The 15,922-nt window shown below is 50.9% G+C and carries 14 protein-coding genes; 3 read left to right on the plus strand and 11 right to left on the minus strand.

The window, feature by feature from the left end; all coding sequences use genetic code 11:
• Window positions 1–661: 661 nt before the first annotated feature.
• The 11 genes from IV04_RS16040 to cysZ all read right to left on the minus strand — a co-directional run bounded on the left by IV04_RS16040 (window position 662) and on the right by cysZ (window position 12,423).
• On the minus strand, window positions 662–3,253 hold the full coding sequence (locus IV04_RS16040; RefSeq protein ID WP_037395680.1) for a fimbria/pilus outer membrane usher protein: 2,592 nt from the start codon (window positions 3,251–3,253) through the stop codon (window positions 662–664).
• Between the two features lie 61 nt (window positions 3,254–3,314).
• On the minus strand, window positions 3,315–4,079 hold the full coding sequence (locus tag IV04_RS16045; protein ID WP_081893232.1) for a molecular chaperone: 765 nt from the start codon (window positions 4,077–4,079) through the stop codon (window positions 3,315–3,317).
• Window positions 4,079–4,747: a molecular chaperone gene (locus IV04_RS16050; RefSeq protein WP_231566236.1), complete on the minus strand. Its 669-nt coding sequence runs from the start codon at window positions 4,745–4,747 to the stop codon at window positions 4,079–4,081. The genes IV04_RS16045 and IV04_RS16050 overlap by 1 nt, the downstream gene beginning before the upstream one ends.
• A 76-nt stretch (window positions 4,748–4,823) precedes the next feature.
• Window positions 4,824–5,390, minus strand: coding sequence for a fimbrial protein (locus IV04_RS16055; RefSeq protein ID WP_037395683.1), 567 nt, complete (start codon window positions 5,388–5,390; stop codon window positions 4,824–4,826).
• Window positions 5,365–6,081 carry a molecular chaperone gene (locus IV04_RS16060; RefSeq protein ID WP_037395685.1) on the minus strand — a complete coding sequence of 239 codons (717 nt, stop codon included), beginning with the start codon at window positions 6,079–6,081 and terminating at the stop codon, window positions 5,365–5,367. Before IV04_RS16060 ends, IV04_RS16055 begins: the two co-directional genes overlap by 26 nt.
• A gap of 51 nt (window positions 6,082–6,132) precedes the next feature.
• Complete coding sequence (locus IV04_RS16065; protein ID WP_037395687.1) at window positions 6,133–6,690, minus strand: fimbrial protein; 558 nt, start codon at window positions 6,688–6,690, stop codon at window positions 6,133–6,135.
• A gap of 822 nt (window positions 6,691–7,512) precedes the next feature.
• Window positions 7,513–8,022, minus strand: a complete 510-nt coding sequence (gene crr / locus IV04_RS16070) for a PTS glucose transporter subunit IIA (protein ID WP_037395689.1) — start codon at window positions 8,020–8,022, stop codon at window positions 7,513–7,515.
• Between the two features lie 49 nt (window positions 8,023–8,071).
• The gene (gene ptsI / locus IV04_RS16075; protein WP_037395691.1) at window positions 8,072–9,799 is read right to left on the minus strand and encodes a phosphoenolpyruvate-protein phosphotransferase PtsI; all 1,728 of its coding nucleotides are present in this window, start codon (window positions 9,797–9,799) and stop codon (window positions 8,072–8,074) included.
• Between the two features lie 46 nt (window positions 9,800–9,845).
• The gene (gene ptsH / locus IV04_RS16080) at window positions 9,846–10,103 is read right to left on the minus strand and encodes a phosphocarrier protein Hpr (RefSeq protein ID WP_024912576.1); all 258 of its coding nucleotides are present in this window, start codon (window positions 10,101–10,103) and stop codon (window positions 9,846–9,848) included.
• A 398-nt stretch (window positions 10,104–10,501) separates the two neighbouring features.
• Entirely contained in the window at window positions 10,502–11,470 is a 969-nt protein-coding gene (gene cysK, locus IV04_RS16085; RefSeq protein WP_037395695.1) for a cysteine synthase A, read from the minus strand.
• A 191-nt stretch (window positions 11,471–11,661) separates the two neighbouring features.
• Window positions 11,662–12,423: a sulfate transporter CysZ gene (gene cysZ / locus IV04_RS16090; RefSeq protein ID WP_037395697.1), complete on the minus strand. Its 762-nt coding sequence runs from the start codon at window positions 12,421–12,423 to the stop codon at window positions 11,662–11,664.
• Between the two features lie 221 nt (window positions 12,424–12,644).
• Between cysZ and zipA the strand changes: the two genes are divergently transcribed.
• From zipA to IV04_RS16105, 3 genes are all read left to right on the plus strand, one after another.
• Complete coding sequence (gene zipA / locus IV04_RS16095; RefSeq protein WP_037395699.1) at window positions 12,645–13,592, plus strand: cell division protein ZipA; 948 nt, start codon at window positions 12,645–12,647, stop codon at window positions 13,590–13,592.
• 79 nt (window positions 13,593–13,671) lie between these two features.
• Complete coding sequence (gene ligA / locus IV04_RS16100; protein ID WP_037395701.1) at window positions 13,672–15,693, plus strand: NAD-dependent DNA ligase LigA; 2,022 nt, start codon at window positions 13,672–13,674, stop codon at window positions 15,691–15,693.
• The gene (locus tag IV04_RS16105; protein WP_037395703.1) at window positions 15,693–15,908 is read left to right on the plus strand and encodes a DUF3820 family protein; all 216 of its coding nucleotides are present in this window, start codon (window positions 15,693–15,695) and stop codon (window positions 15,906–15,908) included. The genes ligA and IV04_RS16105 overlap by 1 nt, the downstream gene beginning before the upstream one ends.
• Window positions 15,909–15,922 lie beyond the last annotated feature (14 nt).

The following is a 15,922-nucleotide window of genomic DNA, read 5'->3' on the forward strand; positions in this document are numbered from 1 at the left end:
ACCATCGGCTACCATAACCCAAGTCCCAGAGATATTTACAGTCCGGCGACTGTTGGTGTTATAAAAAAAATCGTAGTGGACTTTGTCAGTACGCGGAGGTAAGCACCATTCCTTTGGTGGATCGAAACGTATTGGGTTGTTGATGGTGAACCCGGAGCTTGTTCGGCCTTGCGTTATGGGTAACCCTATTGTACCGCTTAGTGTTTCCAGGCCACCGACACCGGTTAGATAATACTCGGCATACCCGACAGCTCGGGGGATTAATCCTACCCCAGTTGGCTGATTTTGAGCATTAAGAAGTGGTAAAGCAGAATAACCGGCGATAGGTTTGAGTAGGGGAGCAGATAGGCAGGACACCGGGAGATTGGATATAGATATTATTCCACTCGTAACCAGCAGAGTTGAACTGCCGAAAGAGTTCGCCGTCAGCGTTTCGTTAAACGCTAGACCTTCCCATACTATTCCGCTTCCTTTGCCGATCGTGATGGTCTCGGCCCAAGACGAAGGTGTAGTTACTAACAGTAAAGTCAGTAGGGGCAGTAGGCGCGAAACGCTACTCTTTGACAGATTCTGACGAACAGGCATTTTGATCATTGTCTCCATTTTGCTGCTTTCACCCTCTGTGGCGAGGTTTGCTGTTTTTAACGTTGTCATGATGTGTTTATTTCCCCTCACAGATCACGGTTAACACGTGCACCGGATTATTGGCTGACGGTACTGTGGCTTTGGTCATATTAAAGGCGGCCAGGCACTGTTGGTTTGCCTCTTTGCCCCACACCACCTTCAGCTTCCCTTGTTCCGATAACCCGCTCAGGTACACTTGACCGGCTTCACCGACGATCCCGGTATTAGGCTCTTGTGCGACCTTGTTCTCTATGGTCACCAGTGCCCCGAACGGTACCGGGTTATTATTTGCCTGCAACAGCGTCATCAGTACCTGATAGCCGACCTGTGTGGCAAAGTTGGCCATCACGACGGCCCCTTTGGTCGGGTAGATATTCAGGCTGGACTGGCTGATATCCACATTGTCTGGCAAGGTGGCCGGATTCAGGCTGACGCTGTTGGATTGATAGCTCGACAGGTATGGCACTACCGCATAGCCACGGTAGTCCGTCTGGATATTACCGCTCATCACGCTGGTGCCTGCGGACCCCGGAGCATTCACAATCGCTACCGAGTTACCCAGCATTTGGCTCAAGGTTACCCCTTGCGGATGAACGACCAGCCCGCCGTTGCCACTCATATTCAGTGAGCGGTTCTGGCGGCTGTAGCTATAGCCCATACTGGCTGAGCCTTTGCTCCCTTGATAACCGGCATTCAACGTACTGTTGTTGCTGTCTTGTCCGTTGGACCAGCCCTGCGTTGCGCTATAGGAAAGGCGGCTATCCCATGCGCTGCCGCTAATCCCCGTTTGCTGCTGCACCTGGCCCTGATTGTTGTGGGTCATTTGGTAACTGGCATAGGCGTTACTCAAGGTTGCTGCTTGACTAAACAGGCTGAATGGCACTTGCATATTGAGTGAGAACTGCCGGTTCTCTGGCCAGGTGCCATCCCCTTTCAACCGGTCAATACTGTAAGCCAGACCGTAGCTCACACCCCGGTAACTGCCGTTGTAACCTGCCGATACCGTGTTAAGTATCTTGTCATTACCCCAGAAGTCATTACGCGAGGCGGACAGATACAGCGATCCCCATGAATTCAATTGTTGGCTGAGCCGCACCTGGAAGTTGGAACGCTGGCGTTCCAGCGCCCATGGCACTTGGCCATCGCTGAGCTGGAAACCCAGATTGTTAAAATCAGAGAAACTGTAATAGTGACGGGTCGAATAGCGGTAGGCGGTCAGATCCACCGCCGTGCCGGTACTCAACATACTTTTGGAATAGCGTAACCGGTAGGAATAACCCTGCTGACGATCGTTTTGCCCAGCCAGTTTGGTGCTGGAGGCGGTGATATCGGCAGACAGTGCACCAAAGTTGCCCAGTGAGAAGCCGCTACCTGCCACGGCAGACGCATAATCTTTGGCTAAGAGCGTACCGCCATACAGGGTGATATCATGGGGCAGGCCATAAACGGCGGTGCCGAGCACAAAGTTCGTTCGCTGAGAATCTACCGTGATGCCGCCATTATAACGGCCTGCAGTGACTTCATATTTCAGGCTGCCTTGCCGACGCATCACGGGGAGCGATGAGAAGGCCAGCGTCTGGGTACGAACCGTGCCGTCGGATTCGTTAACGGTGAGGAGTAAATCCCCCGCTTGCCCTGTCTGGAACAGGTCAGAGATCCGGAATGGCCCAGGGGCAACATAAGTCTGATAGACAACGTTACCGTTCTGGCTGACCGTCACACGTGCGTTGGTTTGCGCAATACCGCTGATGATGGGGGCAAAACCGCGCAGGCTATTAGGCAACATGTCGTCACTGGAATTGAGCTTGACTCCGCGAAACGGGATGCTGTCAAACACGTCGTTTTCGGTGCTGTTTTCCCCCAGCAAAATTTCTGACCGCCAAGGCTGGATATCACGCTGCAGGAAGGTATTGGAAAAGCGCGTGCTCTGGGTAGTCTGCGACGCCATATTACTCTGGTTGCTGGTGTTGCGCGTGTAGGTCATGTTGCTGCGCAGACGCCAGGCTTGCAGGTTGGCCCCTCCTTGTACGCCAGCAAACAGGTTGGTCTGGGTACTGTTCCCCATCCCTGGTTGGTCATTTTGCCAGTTACGCCCACCGTTCAGATTATAATTGAACAACAACGCAGGCACCCCGTGATCCCATAAAGCCGGATCGACCGCCCCTTGTGAATTAGGCTGCATGGCTATCTGTGGGATGCTGATGTCCAGGCGAAGCTGAGCAAAATCAAATTTGATTTTTGACTCTGGGATCAGCGTTGCAAGATCTTTAACCGGTAATTCAGTGGGTAACCCTATAAAAGCCGGTAAAACCTGAGTATTTACCCCGAGTTCGTGCAAGAAGGTTGGCGTAAGTTCAGGCTGAATGTTCCCTTGGGTATCCGTCTTGAATACTAGAGTATGCTGACCTTGATCTGCCTGGTTGATAAACAGAGAAACGGTATAGGTACCTGGCGGTGTCTTCCCGGATGTTTCGAAAGGGCTCAAGTCCACTGTGGCAGCATCAGTTCCCCCCAGAGACAGTAACCCAGGGTCGAAGTAGTCTCGAGCCTGAGCTGGGGCACCACTTACCAGTAGAGTTGCTCCTGCCAGCACAGGCAATAATGTGAAATCAGTATGTCGTGTTGTCATTATTATCGCGTCCATAACGAAAGCTAAAATGTCACTTTTCCATGTATTACTTCAGAAAAGCCTACAGGGGGCGCTGCTCGGTGGGGGTATCCCAACCATCTTCATCAATCAGTTGCCATGTCACGTTGCCAGAGGCAGAGTCTGGTAGGGTGTAACCCTGCTGGCCTTTAGGAGGAACCATCAGGCGCAGTTGTGCCTTATCCAGTGCAGCTGTACCGACAGAAAGGCGTGAAAAAGTTAACCAATAGGGGGTTGGGTTCTCTGCGATCAGTTGGTTGCCCTCGCGGCGGAATTTCAGCTTGGGAGCCATGTCAGCAACAGCACGTTTAACCAACCCCTCAGGGCGATAAAACACTTTCATATTGCTGGTGACCGTCAGCAGCATCTGCTTATCTTCCGCGCGCTGTTCTGGTGCTGCCTGCGAGGGGATCGCCTTCATCGAGATAAAAAACACTGACTCACGATCTGCCGGTAGCGGTTCACCATTACGCCTGATACGCAACGTCAGCTCGCTGTCAGCTTCCAAACGCGTCAGTGGTGGGGTGACAATAAACGGCATGGCGGGATGCTCTTTACTCGCCATGATCGGGTTGCCGGTGGCAGGATCAACGGGTTGTATCCAGGACTGCATCAGATAGGGGACAGAGGTCGTGTTGTTGGCCGTCAGGGTGACCCCTCTTTTATCGCTCTCAAGATAAATTACCCGCAGTACATAAAAGGAAATCCCTTTTGGAGTTGCGGGGGCTTGAGCCTGGACTGTGCTGATATAGGCCGTTAGCAGACAAAAGATCCAGCCGACAAAACGCCAGCGAAATAGAGAGTTCATTATGGTGTTTCCTGTGTAGATGAGACTGTTTGTTGGCATGGGGTGGATAGCCCGCCGTAGTCAGTAACAGTCTGCCATTCGGCCTTGGTGACTCGTTCTCGAATTGAGTAGTTCTGCCCGCTCATCGGGGCCAGCATTGATGGCTGAGCATCCAGATTGATAGAGGCCATATTGAGTTTCAGATGCCCTAACGTTTGAAAGTAAGGCGTTGGGTTCTCGATACGCACCCCGTTGGCGGTTTGGCTCAAACGGAGATTGCAGATTGCCTTACTTGGCGACATCTTGAGGTTCGCCGGGCGGTAAAATAGCTTAATGATAAAACGCACCCCCATTGATATCTGTGCCTGGGGGGGGTCATTGCTGGCCTGAGCGGGGATGGCTAATACCGCAAGGTAAAAAAGCGACTCCCGATCGGTGAGCAGGGTAGAGCCCTGCGGTATAATGCGCAGTAACTGCTTACTATCAGGTTTTAGTGGGAAAAGTGGTGGCGTCACCACAAAGGGGGCTAAGGTGGTATCGTCAGGTGTCTGTTGTACCCGGCTTTGAATCAGGTAACTCTGGTTGCCTGTATTTTTCACTGCCAGTGTTTGCGCTTTATCTGTGGACACAAACACCACACGCGTTTGGCTGAGACTAATTCCACCGCTAGCAGCAGTTTGCGCAGCCATAGCCTGCACTGATATCAGCAGATACAGCCCAGTTGCCATTCTTACACGGTATGCGGGTATCAAAAACATGTCAGCCTCAGCGATAGGCCAAGTTAAACAGAACACGGGCTGTTAACGTTCCCGGTCTCATAGACCCGCTGGCGCATGCCAGGCTGCCGCAGGTGATCCCAGCATAAAATTTGATATTCTGATCCGGTGGATTAATCCCGGCTGCGGCTAATGGAATATTGTCTCCATCTTTGACTTCTGTAGCGCTATAGCTAGGTGGAACGTCCGCTTTCACCAGCATGACTCCCATGCCGGAAGCCATAGAATCACTGCTACGGAATAGCCATCTGCCATCCTGAGTGATCCCATCGCCGCTGACGTTAACAACTGGCGCTAGGCTGGCATCGGTCCCTCTGCAATCCTGAACGATGAGCGTAAAGGGTTGTGCTACCTGCAGCGTTGATGGTGTCAACTGCGACAGATGAATTGAATCGAGTGCCAGTGTGCTTTTGTCCAGGCTGAAAGTGCATGTCCCTGGGTTGAGCACGGCAGAGAAATTGAGCGTAACTGCCTGAGCAGAGACACAGCCTAAAACCGACAAGGTTAGTGCAAACAGCAGAAAAGATTTTTTACGGCAGTTTATAGTTGAACGCATTGATTCCTCCCTCGTCGTTAATCGTTTCCCAATGGACCGTATTTTGTGTGGCAGTGGTTGGATAGATATGGCTGCTGAATGGGGCAAGCATTAATGTGGCAGGCGTATCCAATTTGAGAGTTTGGCTCCCTAAACGCAGGCTAGAGAAACTGACAAAGTAAGGAGAATTATTTCTGGCATGTAATCCCTCCTTTACCCGGGAAAATTGCAGATTCTTTTGGGCATCGATTGATGATGAGGGCAAGTTTGTCGGGCGGTAAAATAGTTTAATAATATTGCCAACGCCAAATTGGGCCGTGCCAGAAACTCTATTATTTTGCCCATTGGATGAGGGGGTTGTACTGGCCGGAATAGCACTTGCGTGAAAATAGAATATGGACTCACGATCTGTTGGCAGAGCCGCACTCTGCCCTACAATGCGTATTTGGTTAATACTGCTCGGCTCTAGGCGAAATAGAGAAGGGCGAGCAATAAAGGGGGCTGGTTGGCTTCCGTCTTGGGAACCACTTACTTTTGCCTGCACCAGATACGGCTGTGTTGTCATAGTATTGCGCACTGTCACGCTGATACTGTCAGTGCCCTGTGGGTAAATCAGGCGGGTAGCATTAATACCGAAGCCATCCGCTTGTGATAGAGCAGGCAGCATCAGCAGAGAAAATAATACTGAACGCAGTGGGAATATACGGGACATATACAGTTCCTGGGGACTAGAAAAGGGGGCAAATGCCCCCTAGGATATAAATCAGTTGTAGGCAAAGCTGAACAGTACTGGTGCGTTTACAGCACCGATATTTACGCCAGTGCCAGAGGTGCTTGAGGCCAAACCAGCTTGCAAGCTCAGGTTTTTACCATTGAAGTCACCCACTGCTGGTGTTGCACCGGCAGTAGCGACCAACAGTTTGTCACCGTTCTTGATATAAGTGCCCGCTGGAGCAGAGGCTTCACGCAGCATTACGCCTGCGTTAGTGCCAGAGCTGTTGAAAATATTTGGGTTACCACCCAGAGTTTGACCTGTTACTACCAGGCTGGCAGTATCACCACCGGACAACGGAGTCTGGCAGTTATTGATACCTACGGTGAAGGTTTTTTGGCTTGCCGCTACTGGCGTTGCCACAGTGGTAAAGTCTGATGGTGTGTAGTTTCCCAGGTCCAGATTGTTGGTTGACAGGCTGACGTCACAGGTCGCTGCTACCACAGTGCCTGTTACAGTGATCTGGGCGTTAGAAGCAGCCTGAGCATTGCCAGCAGCAGCCAGAAGTAACAGAGCAACTGGAGTCATGGTAGATAGGATCTTACGCATTATATTTCCTTATATAGATAATAATATTCCGGTAGCCCGGAAAGGTTACGTGGCATAGACGCCACAGACAGCATAGAAAACATTAATTAAATAAATATATTAAAATCTCAACATCACATAGAACAGCGACAATAAATATGTCGTATCATATTAATGTGGCTTTTAATTTATTTGATGAGTTTGGGAGAATGTGTAAATACTCCTGTTAATCATGTGCCAAATTTATGGCTGTTCAACTCTCTATCAAAGAGATATATCTCATAGATAAGGTAGTTGATTGAGTAATAGTTTATAACTTATTACTCTACCTCGTGAGGGTAATATGGTGCGGTAGGCATTCCTTTGCTCTTATGACTCATTATTCCCTCCTGAAATAAATGAAAAATGCACAATAATTTATGTCTTTCTGTTTTTATATTTGAATTTATTAAGGTGGCTAACTTATGGTTTATTTAATGTCGAGCACTATAGGATGTATCTCGGTTTCTGGGAAGATGATATTTTGTTTCATGTGATGCATAAATATTATTTTACTTGGTTTAATTGAGGAAATTAAATCAATCACTTTAGTAAAATTAAATGGAATAATATTTTTTGCACTGATAATACTCAGTGACAGAATGGCTAATGAATCTCTACCCTGTGTAATCTCTGGAGATTTCCGTGTCCCTGGATTTGAGGTAACCGAACTAACCCATTGGAAATGCTTCACAGTGTAAGATTTATCTTGGGTCGCTATTTTTCACGTTAGATAAAGAAAAACGCCAGTCAGGATTAACTGACTGGCGTTAGGTGTCTGCGTAGCTGGGTCACCCGCGGTGATTACTTCTTAATACGGATGATCGGGGTTTCGCCGACGATAACGCTACCGGACAGTTTGATCAGCTCTTTGATCTCATCCATGTTGGAGATCACCACCGGGGTCAGAGTTGACTTGGCTTTGTCTTCCAGCAATGGCAGGTTGAACTCGATAATGACATCGCCTTTCTTAACACGCTGGCCTTCCTCAGCGATGCGCTTGAAACCTTCGCCTTTGAGCTCAACGGTATCAATACCGAAGTGCACGAACAGCTCAATACCGCTGTCAGATTCGATAGAGAACGCATGGTTGGTTTCGAAAATCTTGCCGATAGTGCCATCAACAGGAGCAACCATTTTGTTGCCAGCCGGTTTGATAGCAATACCATCACCAACGATCTTTTCGGCAAATACGACGTCAGGGACATCTTCAATGTTGACGATTTCGCCAGAAAGTGGAGCGACAATCTCGATAGTGCCCATGTCTTTCTTGTCATCAGAAACCAGAGATTTCAGTTTATCGAACAAACCCATGATCTTCTCCTAAGCATTAAATTGGGCGGCGTTCCAGTGTCGTGGAAGTTTAGCAGAGCGTCTTTTCTTCGATGAATTTATTCACACAATTCATCAAGTCTTGTGCCGTTGGTTGAGCCAAGGCCTGCGCTGCCAACGCCTTCACATCTTCGAAGTTCGTGTTACGAATAATTTTCTTGATGCGCGGGATTGAAATCGCACTCATGCTGAACTCATCCAGCCCCATGCCCAATAACAACAGTGTAGCACGTTCATCGCCAGCCAGTTCACCGCACATACCGGTCCACTTGCCTTCAGCATGAGATGCATCAATGACCTGCTTGATCAGGCCAAGCACTGATGGGGACATCGGGTTATAGAGATGAGAAATCAGCTCGTTGCCGCGATCTACTGCCAGAGTATACTGGGTAAGGTCGTTTGTCCCAATACTAAAGAAGTCGACTTCTTTCGCCAAGTGATGGGCAATCACTGCCGCTGCGGGTGTTTCCACCATCACGCCCACTTCAATTGACTCGTCAAAAGCTTTGTTTTCTGCACGCAACTGAGCTTTCAGCGTTTCCAGTTCAGCTTTCAGATCGCGGACTTCTTCCACCGAAATGATCATCGGGAACATGATACGCAGCTTGCCAAAAGCAGAGGCGCGCAGGATTGCGCGCAGTTGGGCATGCAGAATTTCCCGGCGGTCCATCGCGATACGGATCGCACGCCAGCCAAGGAATGGGTTTTCTTCTTTCGGCAGGTTCATATACGGCAGGTCTTTATCACCGCCGATGTCCATGGTACGGACGATCACTGCCTGTGAGCCCATGGCTTCCGCAACGGCTTTATAAGCCTGGAACTGCTCGTCTTCAGTCGGCAGTGAGTCGCGGTCCATGAACAGGAATTCGGTACGATACAGGCCAACACCTTCGGCGCCATTGCGCTCTGCACCTGCGACGTCACGCACGGTACCAATGTTGGCACAAACTTCAACCTGATGCCCATCCAGCGTGATTGCTGGCAGATCTTTCAGCTTGACCAGTTCGTTTTTCTCGCTGGCGTACAGATTCTGCGCGGCTTTCAGCTGTTCGATAACATCAGCCGTCGGGTTAACGTAGATCTGGTTGTTAACGGCATCCAGAATCAGGTAATCGTCGTTTTTCACCTGCTTGGTCACATCGCTGGTGCCGACGATGGCTGGCAATTCCAGAGAACGTGCCATGATAGAAGTGTGCGAGGTACGGCCACCCAGATCGGTGATAAATCCGAGCACTTTGTCCAGGTTCAACTGTGCAGTTTCTGAGGGGGTCAGATCGGTAGCTACCAGAATCACTTCATCCTGAATAGAACCCAGATCGACAATCGCCATGCCCAGAATGTTGCGTAGCAGACGTTTACCGATGTCGCGCACGTCAGCCGCACGTTCTTTCAGGTATTCATCGTCCAGTTCTTCCAGCGCCTTCGCCTGGCCTTCAATCACGGTATAAGCGGCCGCATCAGCGGATGCTAGATCGTCTTTGATGAGGGCTATGATTTCCTGCTCAAGCTCTTCGTCTTCCAGCAGCATGATGTGGCCTTCGAAGATAGCTTCCTTCTCTTCGCCGAAGGTTTCGCCAGCTTTGGTCTTGATCGCTTCCAACTGCTCGGATGCCTTAGCTCGGCCTGCCAGAAAACGCGAGACTTCCTGCTCTACTAGGTCCGCAGAGATTTTTTTCCGGTTGATAACAATCTCATCTTCTTTCAGTAAAAGAGCCTTACCAAAAGCGATACCCGGTGATACTAAAATGCCTGAAATCATAACCCTACCTTACTCTTGACTGGTGTTAACTAAAAAGACGGGCTGATTACTCAAGCTCTGCCATCAGTTTTACCAAGTGCTCAACGGCTTTCTGCTCGTCTTCACCAACAGCTTCAATGGTTACTACGGTCCCTTGGGTCAGGCCCAGAGTTTGCAGTTTAAACAGGCTCTTGGCACTTGCGCTTTTGCCGTTGGAGGTGACGGTAATGTCAGAAACGAAGCCTTTGGCTTCTTTAACAAACTGAGCAGCCGGGCGGGTGTGCAGACCATTTGGAGCGGTAATAGTAACTTCTTGCTGGAACATTGATGTTTCCCCAACTTATTGGATTAATGTTGTGGAGCTAAAGTTTAGCCTAGCGGCGTGATTTTAGCTTGTCTGGTTAGTGCCTGACTATGGTACAGGGGCGAGCGTTGATGCAACAAAAAACGACGCTTTAGTCATGCCAGATCAAAAAACTGGCCTCTGGTGCCATTTCGATCAACTTCTTATTATGCCGTGTTTTGCGCTTTGGCGACAAACGAGTAAATCGATTCAGCTCAAGCAACGGTTAGAAGGCGATTAATTTCGCGTACCGAAATAATTGACCGCTTAAATACTAAAGCCAGAGGTTAAAATCAACATTTGATGGGTGTAAACTTTGATCTGCTCCACAAAAAAGCACCCCGAAAGGTGCTTTTTTAGCTTATTGTGCACTCTTTGCACTATTGTTGCAGTTCCTGCTCTGTGAACAAATCTGCAAACAATGCGGTGCTCAAATAGCGTTCACCTGATGAAGGCAGGATAACCACAATTGTTTTATCGGTAAAGCCTGCACTTTCCGAAAGTTTGACTGCGGCAGCAACTGCGGCACCGGATGAAATTCCTGCCAGAATGCCTTCTTCTTCCATCAGACGGCGCGCCATACTGATAGCTTCATCGTTGGAGACCTGCTCAACCCGATCAATCAGGCCGAGATCGAGGTTGCCAGGGATAAAACCTGCACCGATCCCCTGAATTTTGTGCGGGCCCGGTTTGATTTCAAGGCCTGCCAAGGCTTGGCTGATTACCGGCGAATCCGTTGGTTCAACCGCTACGGTGGTGATGGCTTTACCTTTGGTGTTCTTGATAAAACGGCTGACGCCTGTCAGCGTCCCACCCGTGCCAACGCCTGCGATGAAGACATCAATTTCGCCATCGGTATCTGCCCATATCTCCGGGCCAGTGGTTTTTTCATGAATTTCCGGGTTGGCCGGATTACTGAACTGTTGCAACAGGACGTAGCGGTTCGGATCGGTCGCCACAATTTCTTCAGCTTTGGCGATCGCCCCTTTCATTCCCTTCGCACCTTCGGTCAGCACCAGATTGGCACCCAGTGCTTTCAACAGTTTACGGCGTTCAATGCTCATGGTTTCCGGCATGGTCAGCGTCAACTTATAACCGCGTGCTGCCGCAACGAAAGCCAGGGCAATACCGGTGTTACCGCTGGTGGGTTCCACCAATTCTTTACCGGCACTGAGAATACCGCGTTTTTCGGCATCCCAAATCATATTGGCACCGATGCGGCATTTGACGCTAAAACTCGGGTTGCGAGACTCAACTTTGGCGAGTATGCGCCCGTTGCCGATACGGTTCAGACGAACCAGCGGCGTATGGCCGATTGTTAATGAGTTGTCTTCATATATCTTGCTCATAGCCGTCCTTTAACTCTCTGAAAATGTAGGGAACATCGAAAGCATACGCTAACGGTTCGGGCAGGGAAGTAAGGAATTGGTATATCTATATGTGATTCGAGAATAAGTTTTATGCCCGTTATACCTCAAGCAACGAGTTTGTTGGTTTTGTGACTCGGCCCATCCGTGGGCCTCGTCTGCGTTATAGGCGTTCAGGAACGAACAAACTGCGGGCGATAACGATCTACCCACATGGCAGTAGCGCCGCAGACCGCGACTGGCAGGATCACCAGATTCAGGATTGGGATCATGGTGAACAAGCTGACTAACGCACCAAACTGCAGATTGTCAGTTTTATGTTGGCGCAGTGCGCGGCGCATGTCGGCAAAGCTGACTTTGTGATTATCAAACGGATAGTCACAATACTGAATTGCCAGCATCCAGGCACTGAACAGGAACCACAGTACCGGTGCCAGCGTCTGGCCGATACCCGGAATAAAGTAGAGCACCAGTAATACTAGCGCACGCGGCAGGTAGTACATCAGCTTACGCCACTCGCGCCCCATAATGCGTGGAAGATCTTTCACAACGCCAAGGATACCGTTATCCGGCAGCGGTTTTCCGGTCAGGCTGCCTTCAAGCTGTTCGGCCAGCAATCCACAGAAAGGGGCTGCGATCAGGTTGGTGAGGGTGCTGAACAGGTAGCTGAATACCAGCAAGACAGAAATCACCGCCAATGGCCAGAGTAGATAGCCTAACCACTGGAGCCAATCGGGGACGTGGCTCATTATGCTTGGGATCCACACACCCAGTTTGCTGAATAACCACCAGAAGGCAGATCCCATCAGCAGCACGTTAACCAGTAACGGCAATACCACATAGCGTTTAATCCCAGGGCGTGAAATCAGGCGCCACCCTTCGGCAAAATAATGCAGGCCGCTGGAGGGTTTGGAAACAGGTTGCATATAGGACATCTCTTAAGTTTATCTCTTTGTCTGAACAGGCTTCCCTATCATATCGGTATGATTTTCTACTGACTAGGGGATTTCTGGCGTAAAAAGCAGCAAAAAAATGCAGTATAATCATCTTTATTGGCATAAAGTTCAGCACGGACTTGCACTTGGGCGTGTAGGCAAATAGAGTTAAGAGAGAATGTTTGCCGCGGTGGCAATGTATTGGAACAACAGAGATAGCAATGATGCAGGATTTGCGTCTGATATTAATCGTTGTTGGCGCGATCGCCATAATAGCGTTGTTATTGCATGGTCTTTGGACCAGCCGCAAGGAACGCTCGTCGATTTTTCGCGATCGCCCAGCCAAGCGTTCGAAAAAAGAACGTGAACCTACTCCATTCAACGAACCTACTGAAGGTGTGGGTGAGGTTCGTATTCGCTCCTCTCATCCTCAGGACGAGCCATCATTGGGCCATTTTGGGGCTGTACGCGAAGAACCCCGGGTTGCGCCGAAACCTGTTTCTGCCCCTCAGCCAACTCCTCTTGCCGAACGGTCGGATTATGACGATATCCTGCTGGATAACTACGCGCAGGATGAAGAAGAAGACAACGTGCAGCCGCAATCAGCACCACGTGTTGACGTTGAGGATGTCCCCCCAACGCGGGTGGCGCAGGCTGCAGCCCAGCATAGCGAACCAGAGCAGCAACCTGATCCGGAAGTGAAGCAGCAGCCGACAGAACAAGAGCCACTCAAACCGGTGAAACTGAAAGAAACCGTTCTGGTGTTGCACGTAGCGGCGCACCAAGGGGGTGTGATTGGTGGCGAAGTGCTGCTGCAAAGCGTCTTGCAGGCTGGTTTCCAGTTTGGTGAGATGGGTATTTTCCACCGTCATATCAGCCCGGCAGGCAGTGGCCCGGTGTTGTTCAGCTTGGCTAACATGGTCAAACCAGGGTCATTTGATCCTGAAATGATGTCTGATTTCTCTACGCCAGGTGTGTCAATCTTTATGATGGTGCCGTCTTATGGCGACGCCAACCAGAATTTCAAGCTGATGCTGCAATCGGCCCAACGCATTGCCGACGATGTCGGTGGCGTAGTGCTGGATGACGAACGTCGTATGATGACGCCGCAGAAGCTGGAAACCTACAAAGCGCGCATTCGCGAAGTGTTGGAAAATAAACACGCCTGAGCGGTGTAAAACCGCGCTGAACACTCTGTAATCTCTAACCCCCGCCAGCCGGGGGTTTTTCATCTTTCGATGGTGAGCCATGGAATCGATCAACCAAAAAATCAATCAACTGCGAACCTCACTGCGCCATCACGAATATCAGTATCACGTGCTCGATGCGCCTGAGATCCCAGATGCGGAATATGACCGCCTGATGCATGAATTGCGTGCTTTGGAAGACGCGCATCCAGCGCTGATTACCGCCGACTCGCCGACCCAGCGCGTCGGTGCAGCTCCGTTGGCGGCATTTGAGCAAGTGCGTCACGAAGTGCCAATGCTTTCACTGGATAATGTGTTTGATGACGAGGGTTATCTGGCGTTCTACAAACGCGTGCAGGATCGCCTGAAAACCAGTGAACCGCTGACGTTCTGCTGTGAACTCAAGTTGGATGGCCTGGCAGTCAGCTTGCTGTACGAAAACGGTGAGCTGGTGCGTGCCGCCACCCGTGGTGATGGCACCACCGGGGAGAATATTACCTCGAATGTGCGCACTATCCGCGTCATCCCGCTGCGCCTGACCGGCGAGAACATCCCAGCTCGGTTAGAAGTGCGTGGCGAAGTCTTTATGCCGCAGGCTGGCTTTGAACAGATGAACGAAGAAGCCCGGCGCAAAGAGGGCAAGATATTTGCCAATCCGCGCAATGCGGCAGCGGGTTCAATTCGTCAGCTTGATCCGCGCATCGCGGCCAAACGCCCGTTAACCTTCTTCTGTTATGGCGTAGGGCTGTTGGAAGGGGGGGAACTGCCACGCAGCCACTGGCAACGCCTGATGCAGTTTAAAGACTGGGGCTTACCGGTAAGCGATCGTGTCAAGTGTTGTACCGGCAGCGACGAAGTGCTGGCATTTTATCGTCAGGTTGAACAGGACCGCACGCAACTTGGTTTTGATATCGATGGCGTCGTAGTAAAGATTGATGATATCGATCTGCAGGAAACGCTCGGTTTTGTGGCTCGAGCCCCGCGTTGGGCTACGGCCTTCAAGTTCCCGGCGCAGGAGCAGATCACCACCGTGCGTGAGGTCGAGTTTCAGGTAGGGCGCACCGGTGCGATTACCCCGGTGGCGCGTCTGGAACCGGTACAGGTTGCAGGGGTGATGGTCAGTAACGCGACGCTGCATAATGCTGATGAGATCGAGCGCCTTGGTCTGCGCATTGGTGATACGGTCATTGTGCGCCGGGCCGGTGATGTGATCCCGCAGGTGGTGGGGGTAATCGAGGATCGTCGTCCGCAGGATGCGCGCGAAGTGGTGTTCCCGCAGCATTGTCCGGTCTGCGGCTCCGATGTGGAGCGAGTGGAGGGCGAAGCGGTGGCACGTTGCACCGGTGGCCTGTTCTGCGGAGCCCAGCGCAAAGAAGCGCTGAAGCACTTTGTTTCCCGCCGTGCGCTGGACGTCGACGGCATGGGCGAGAAAATCATTGAGCAACTGGTGGATAAGGAATACGTCCAAAATCCGGCAGATCTGTTCCGTCTTTCAGCCGGTATTTTGACCGGGCTGGATCGCATGGGGCCCAAATCGGCACAGAATCTGGTTAGCGCTTTGGAGACCGCCAAGCAAACCACTTTCGCCCGTTTCCTGTATGCGCTGGGTATCCGTGAGGTTGGTGAAGCGACGGCGGCTAACCTGGCGGCCCACTTTGGTTCGCTGGAGAAGCTGCGAGCGGCGGATCTGGACTCGCTGAAAGCAGTGCAGGATGTTGGTGAAGTGGTGGCGAAGCACGTGGTGAATTTCTTTGCTGAAGCGCATAACCAACAGGTGATCGAAGAGTTGGTCAGCCCAGAGGTGGGCATCAACTGGCCAGTTCCGATCGTGGTGGTAGCAGAAGAGATCGACAGCCCGTTTGCTGGCAAAACGGTGGTATTGACCGGATCCCTCAGCCAGCTTTCTCGTGATGAAGCCAAGGATCGCCTGACCGCACTGGGCGCCAAGGTGAGCGGCAGCGTCTCCAAGAAAACCGATCTGGTGATCGCTGGTGAAGCGGCGGGTTCCAAGCTGGTTAAAGCGCAGGAGCTCGGCATTGAAGTGATCGACGAGGCGGAGATGATCCGCTTATTAGGTGCCTGATGGAAAAAGAGAACCTGCTTGAAATCGCCAACACCGTAATGCCTTTTGGTAAATATCAAGGGCGGGTGTTAATCGATCTGCCAGAGGAGTACCTGCTGTGGTTTGCCCGTAAGGGGGAATTCCCAAACGGCAAACTGGGTAGTCTGATGGAAATGACATTGGCGATTAAAATTGAAGGGCTTGACCACCTGGTCAAGCTACTAAAGAAGAGTTGAACCAGTGGGCGCGG

Source organism: Serratia sp. Ag1, assembly GCF_000743355.1.
GTDB lineage: Bacteria > Pseudomonadota > Gammaproteobacteria > Enterobacterales > Enterobacteriaceae > Chania.

Coding starts and splice junctions, on each gene's coding strand:
- ptsH (WP_024912576.1), bottom strand. CDS start 10,103: ATGTTCCAGCAAGAAGTTACTATTACCGCTCCAAATGGTCTGCACACC.
- IV04_RS16045 (WP_081893232.1), bottom strand. CDS start 4,079: ATGAACTCTCTATTTCGCTGGCGTTTTGTCGGCTGGATCTTTTGTCTG.
- crr (WP_037395689.1), bottom strand. CDS start 8,022: ATGGGTTTGTTCGATAAACTGAAATCTCTGGTTTCTGATGACAAGAAA.
- IV04_RS16050 (WP_231566236.1), bottom strand. CDS start 4,747: ATGGCTGCGCAAACTGCTGCTAGCGGTGGAATTAGTCTCAGCCAAACG.
- IV04_RS16060 (WP_037395685.1), bottom strand. CDS start 6,081: ATGTCCCGTATATTCCCACTGCGTTCAGTATTATTTTCTCTGCTGATG.
- zipA (WP_037395699.1), top strand. CDS start 12,645: ATGATGCAGGATTTGCGTCTGATATTAATCGTTGTTGGCGCGATCGCC.
- ptsI (WP_037395691.1), bottom strand. CDS start 9,799: ATGATTTCAGGCATTTTAGTATCACCGGGTATCGCTTTTGGTAAGGCT.
- cysK (WP_037395695.1), bottom strand. CDS start 11,470: ATGAGCAAGATATATGAAGACAACTCATTAACAATCGGCCATACGCCG.
- IV04_RS16055 (WP_037395683.1), bottom strand. CDS start 5,390: ATGCGTTCAACTATAAACTGCCGTAAAAAATCTTTTCTGCTGTTTGCA.
- ligA (WP_037395701.1), top strand. CDS start 13,672: ATGGAATCGATCAACCAAAAAATCAATCAACTGCGAACCTCACTGCGC.
- IV04_RS16105 (WP_037395703.1), top strand. CDS start 15,693: ATGGAAAAAGAGAACCTGCTTGAAATCGCCAACACCGTAATGCCTTTT.
- IV04_RS16040 (WP_037395680.1), bottom strand. CDS start 3,253: ATGACAACACGACATACTGATTTCACATTATTGCCTGTGCTGGCAGGA.
- cysZ (WP_037395697.1), bottom strand. CDS start 12,423: ATGTCCTATATGCAACCTGTTTCCAAACCCTCCAGCGGCCTGCATTAT.
- IV04_RS16065 (WP_037395687.1), bottom strand. CDS start 6,690: ATGCGTAAGATCCTATCTACCATGACTCCAGTTGCTCTGTTACTTCTG.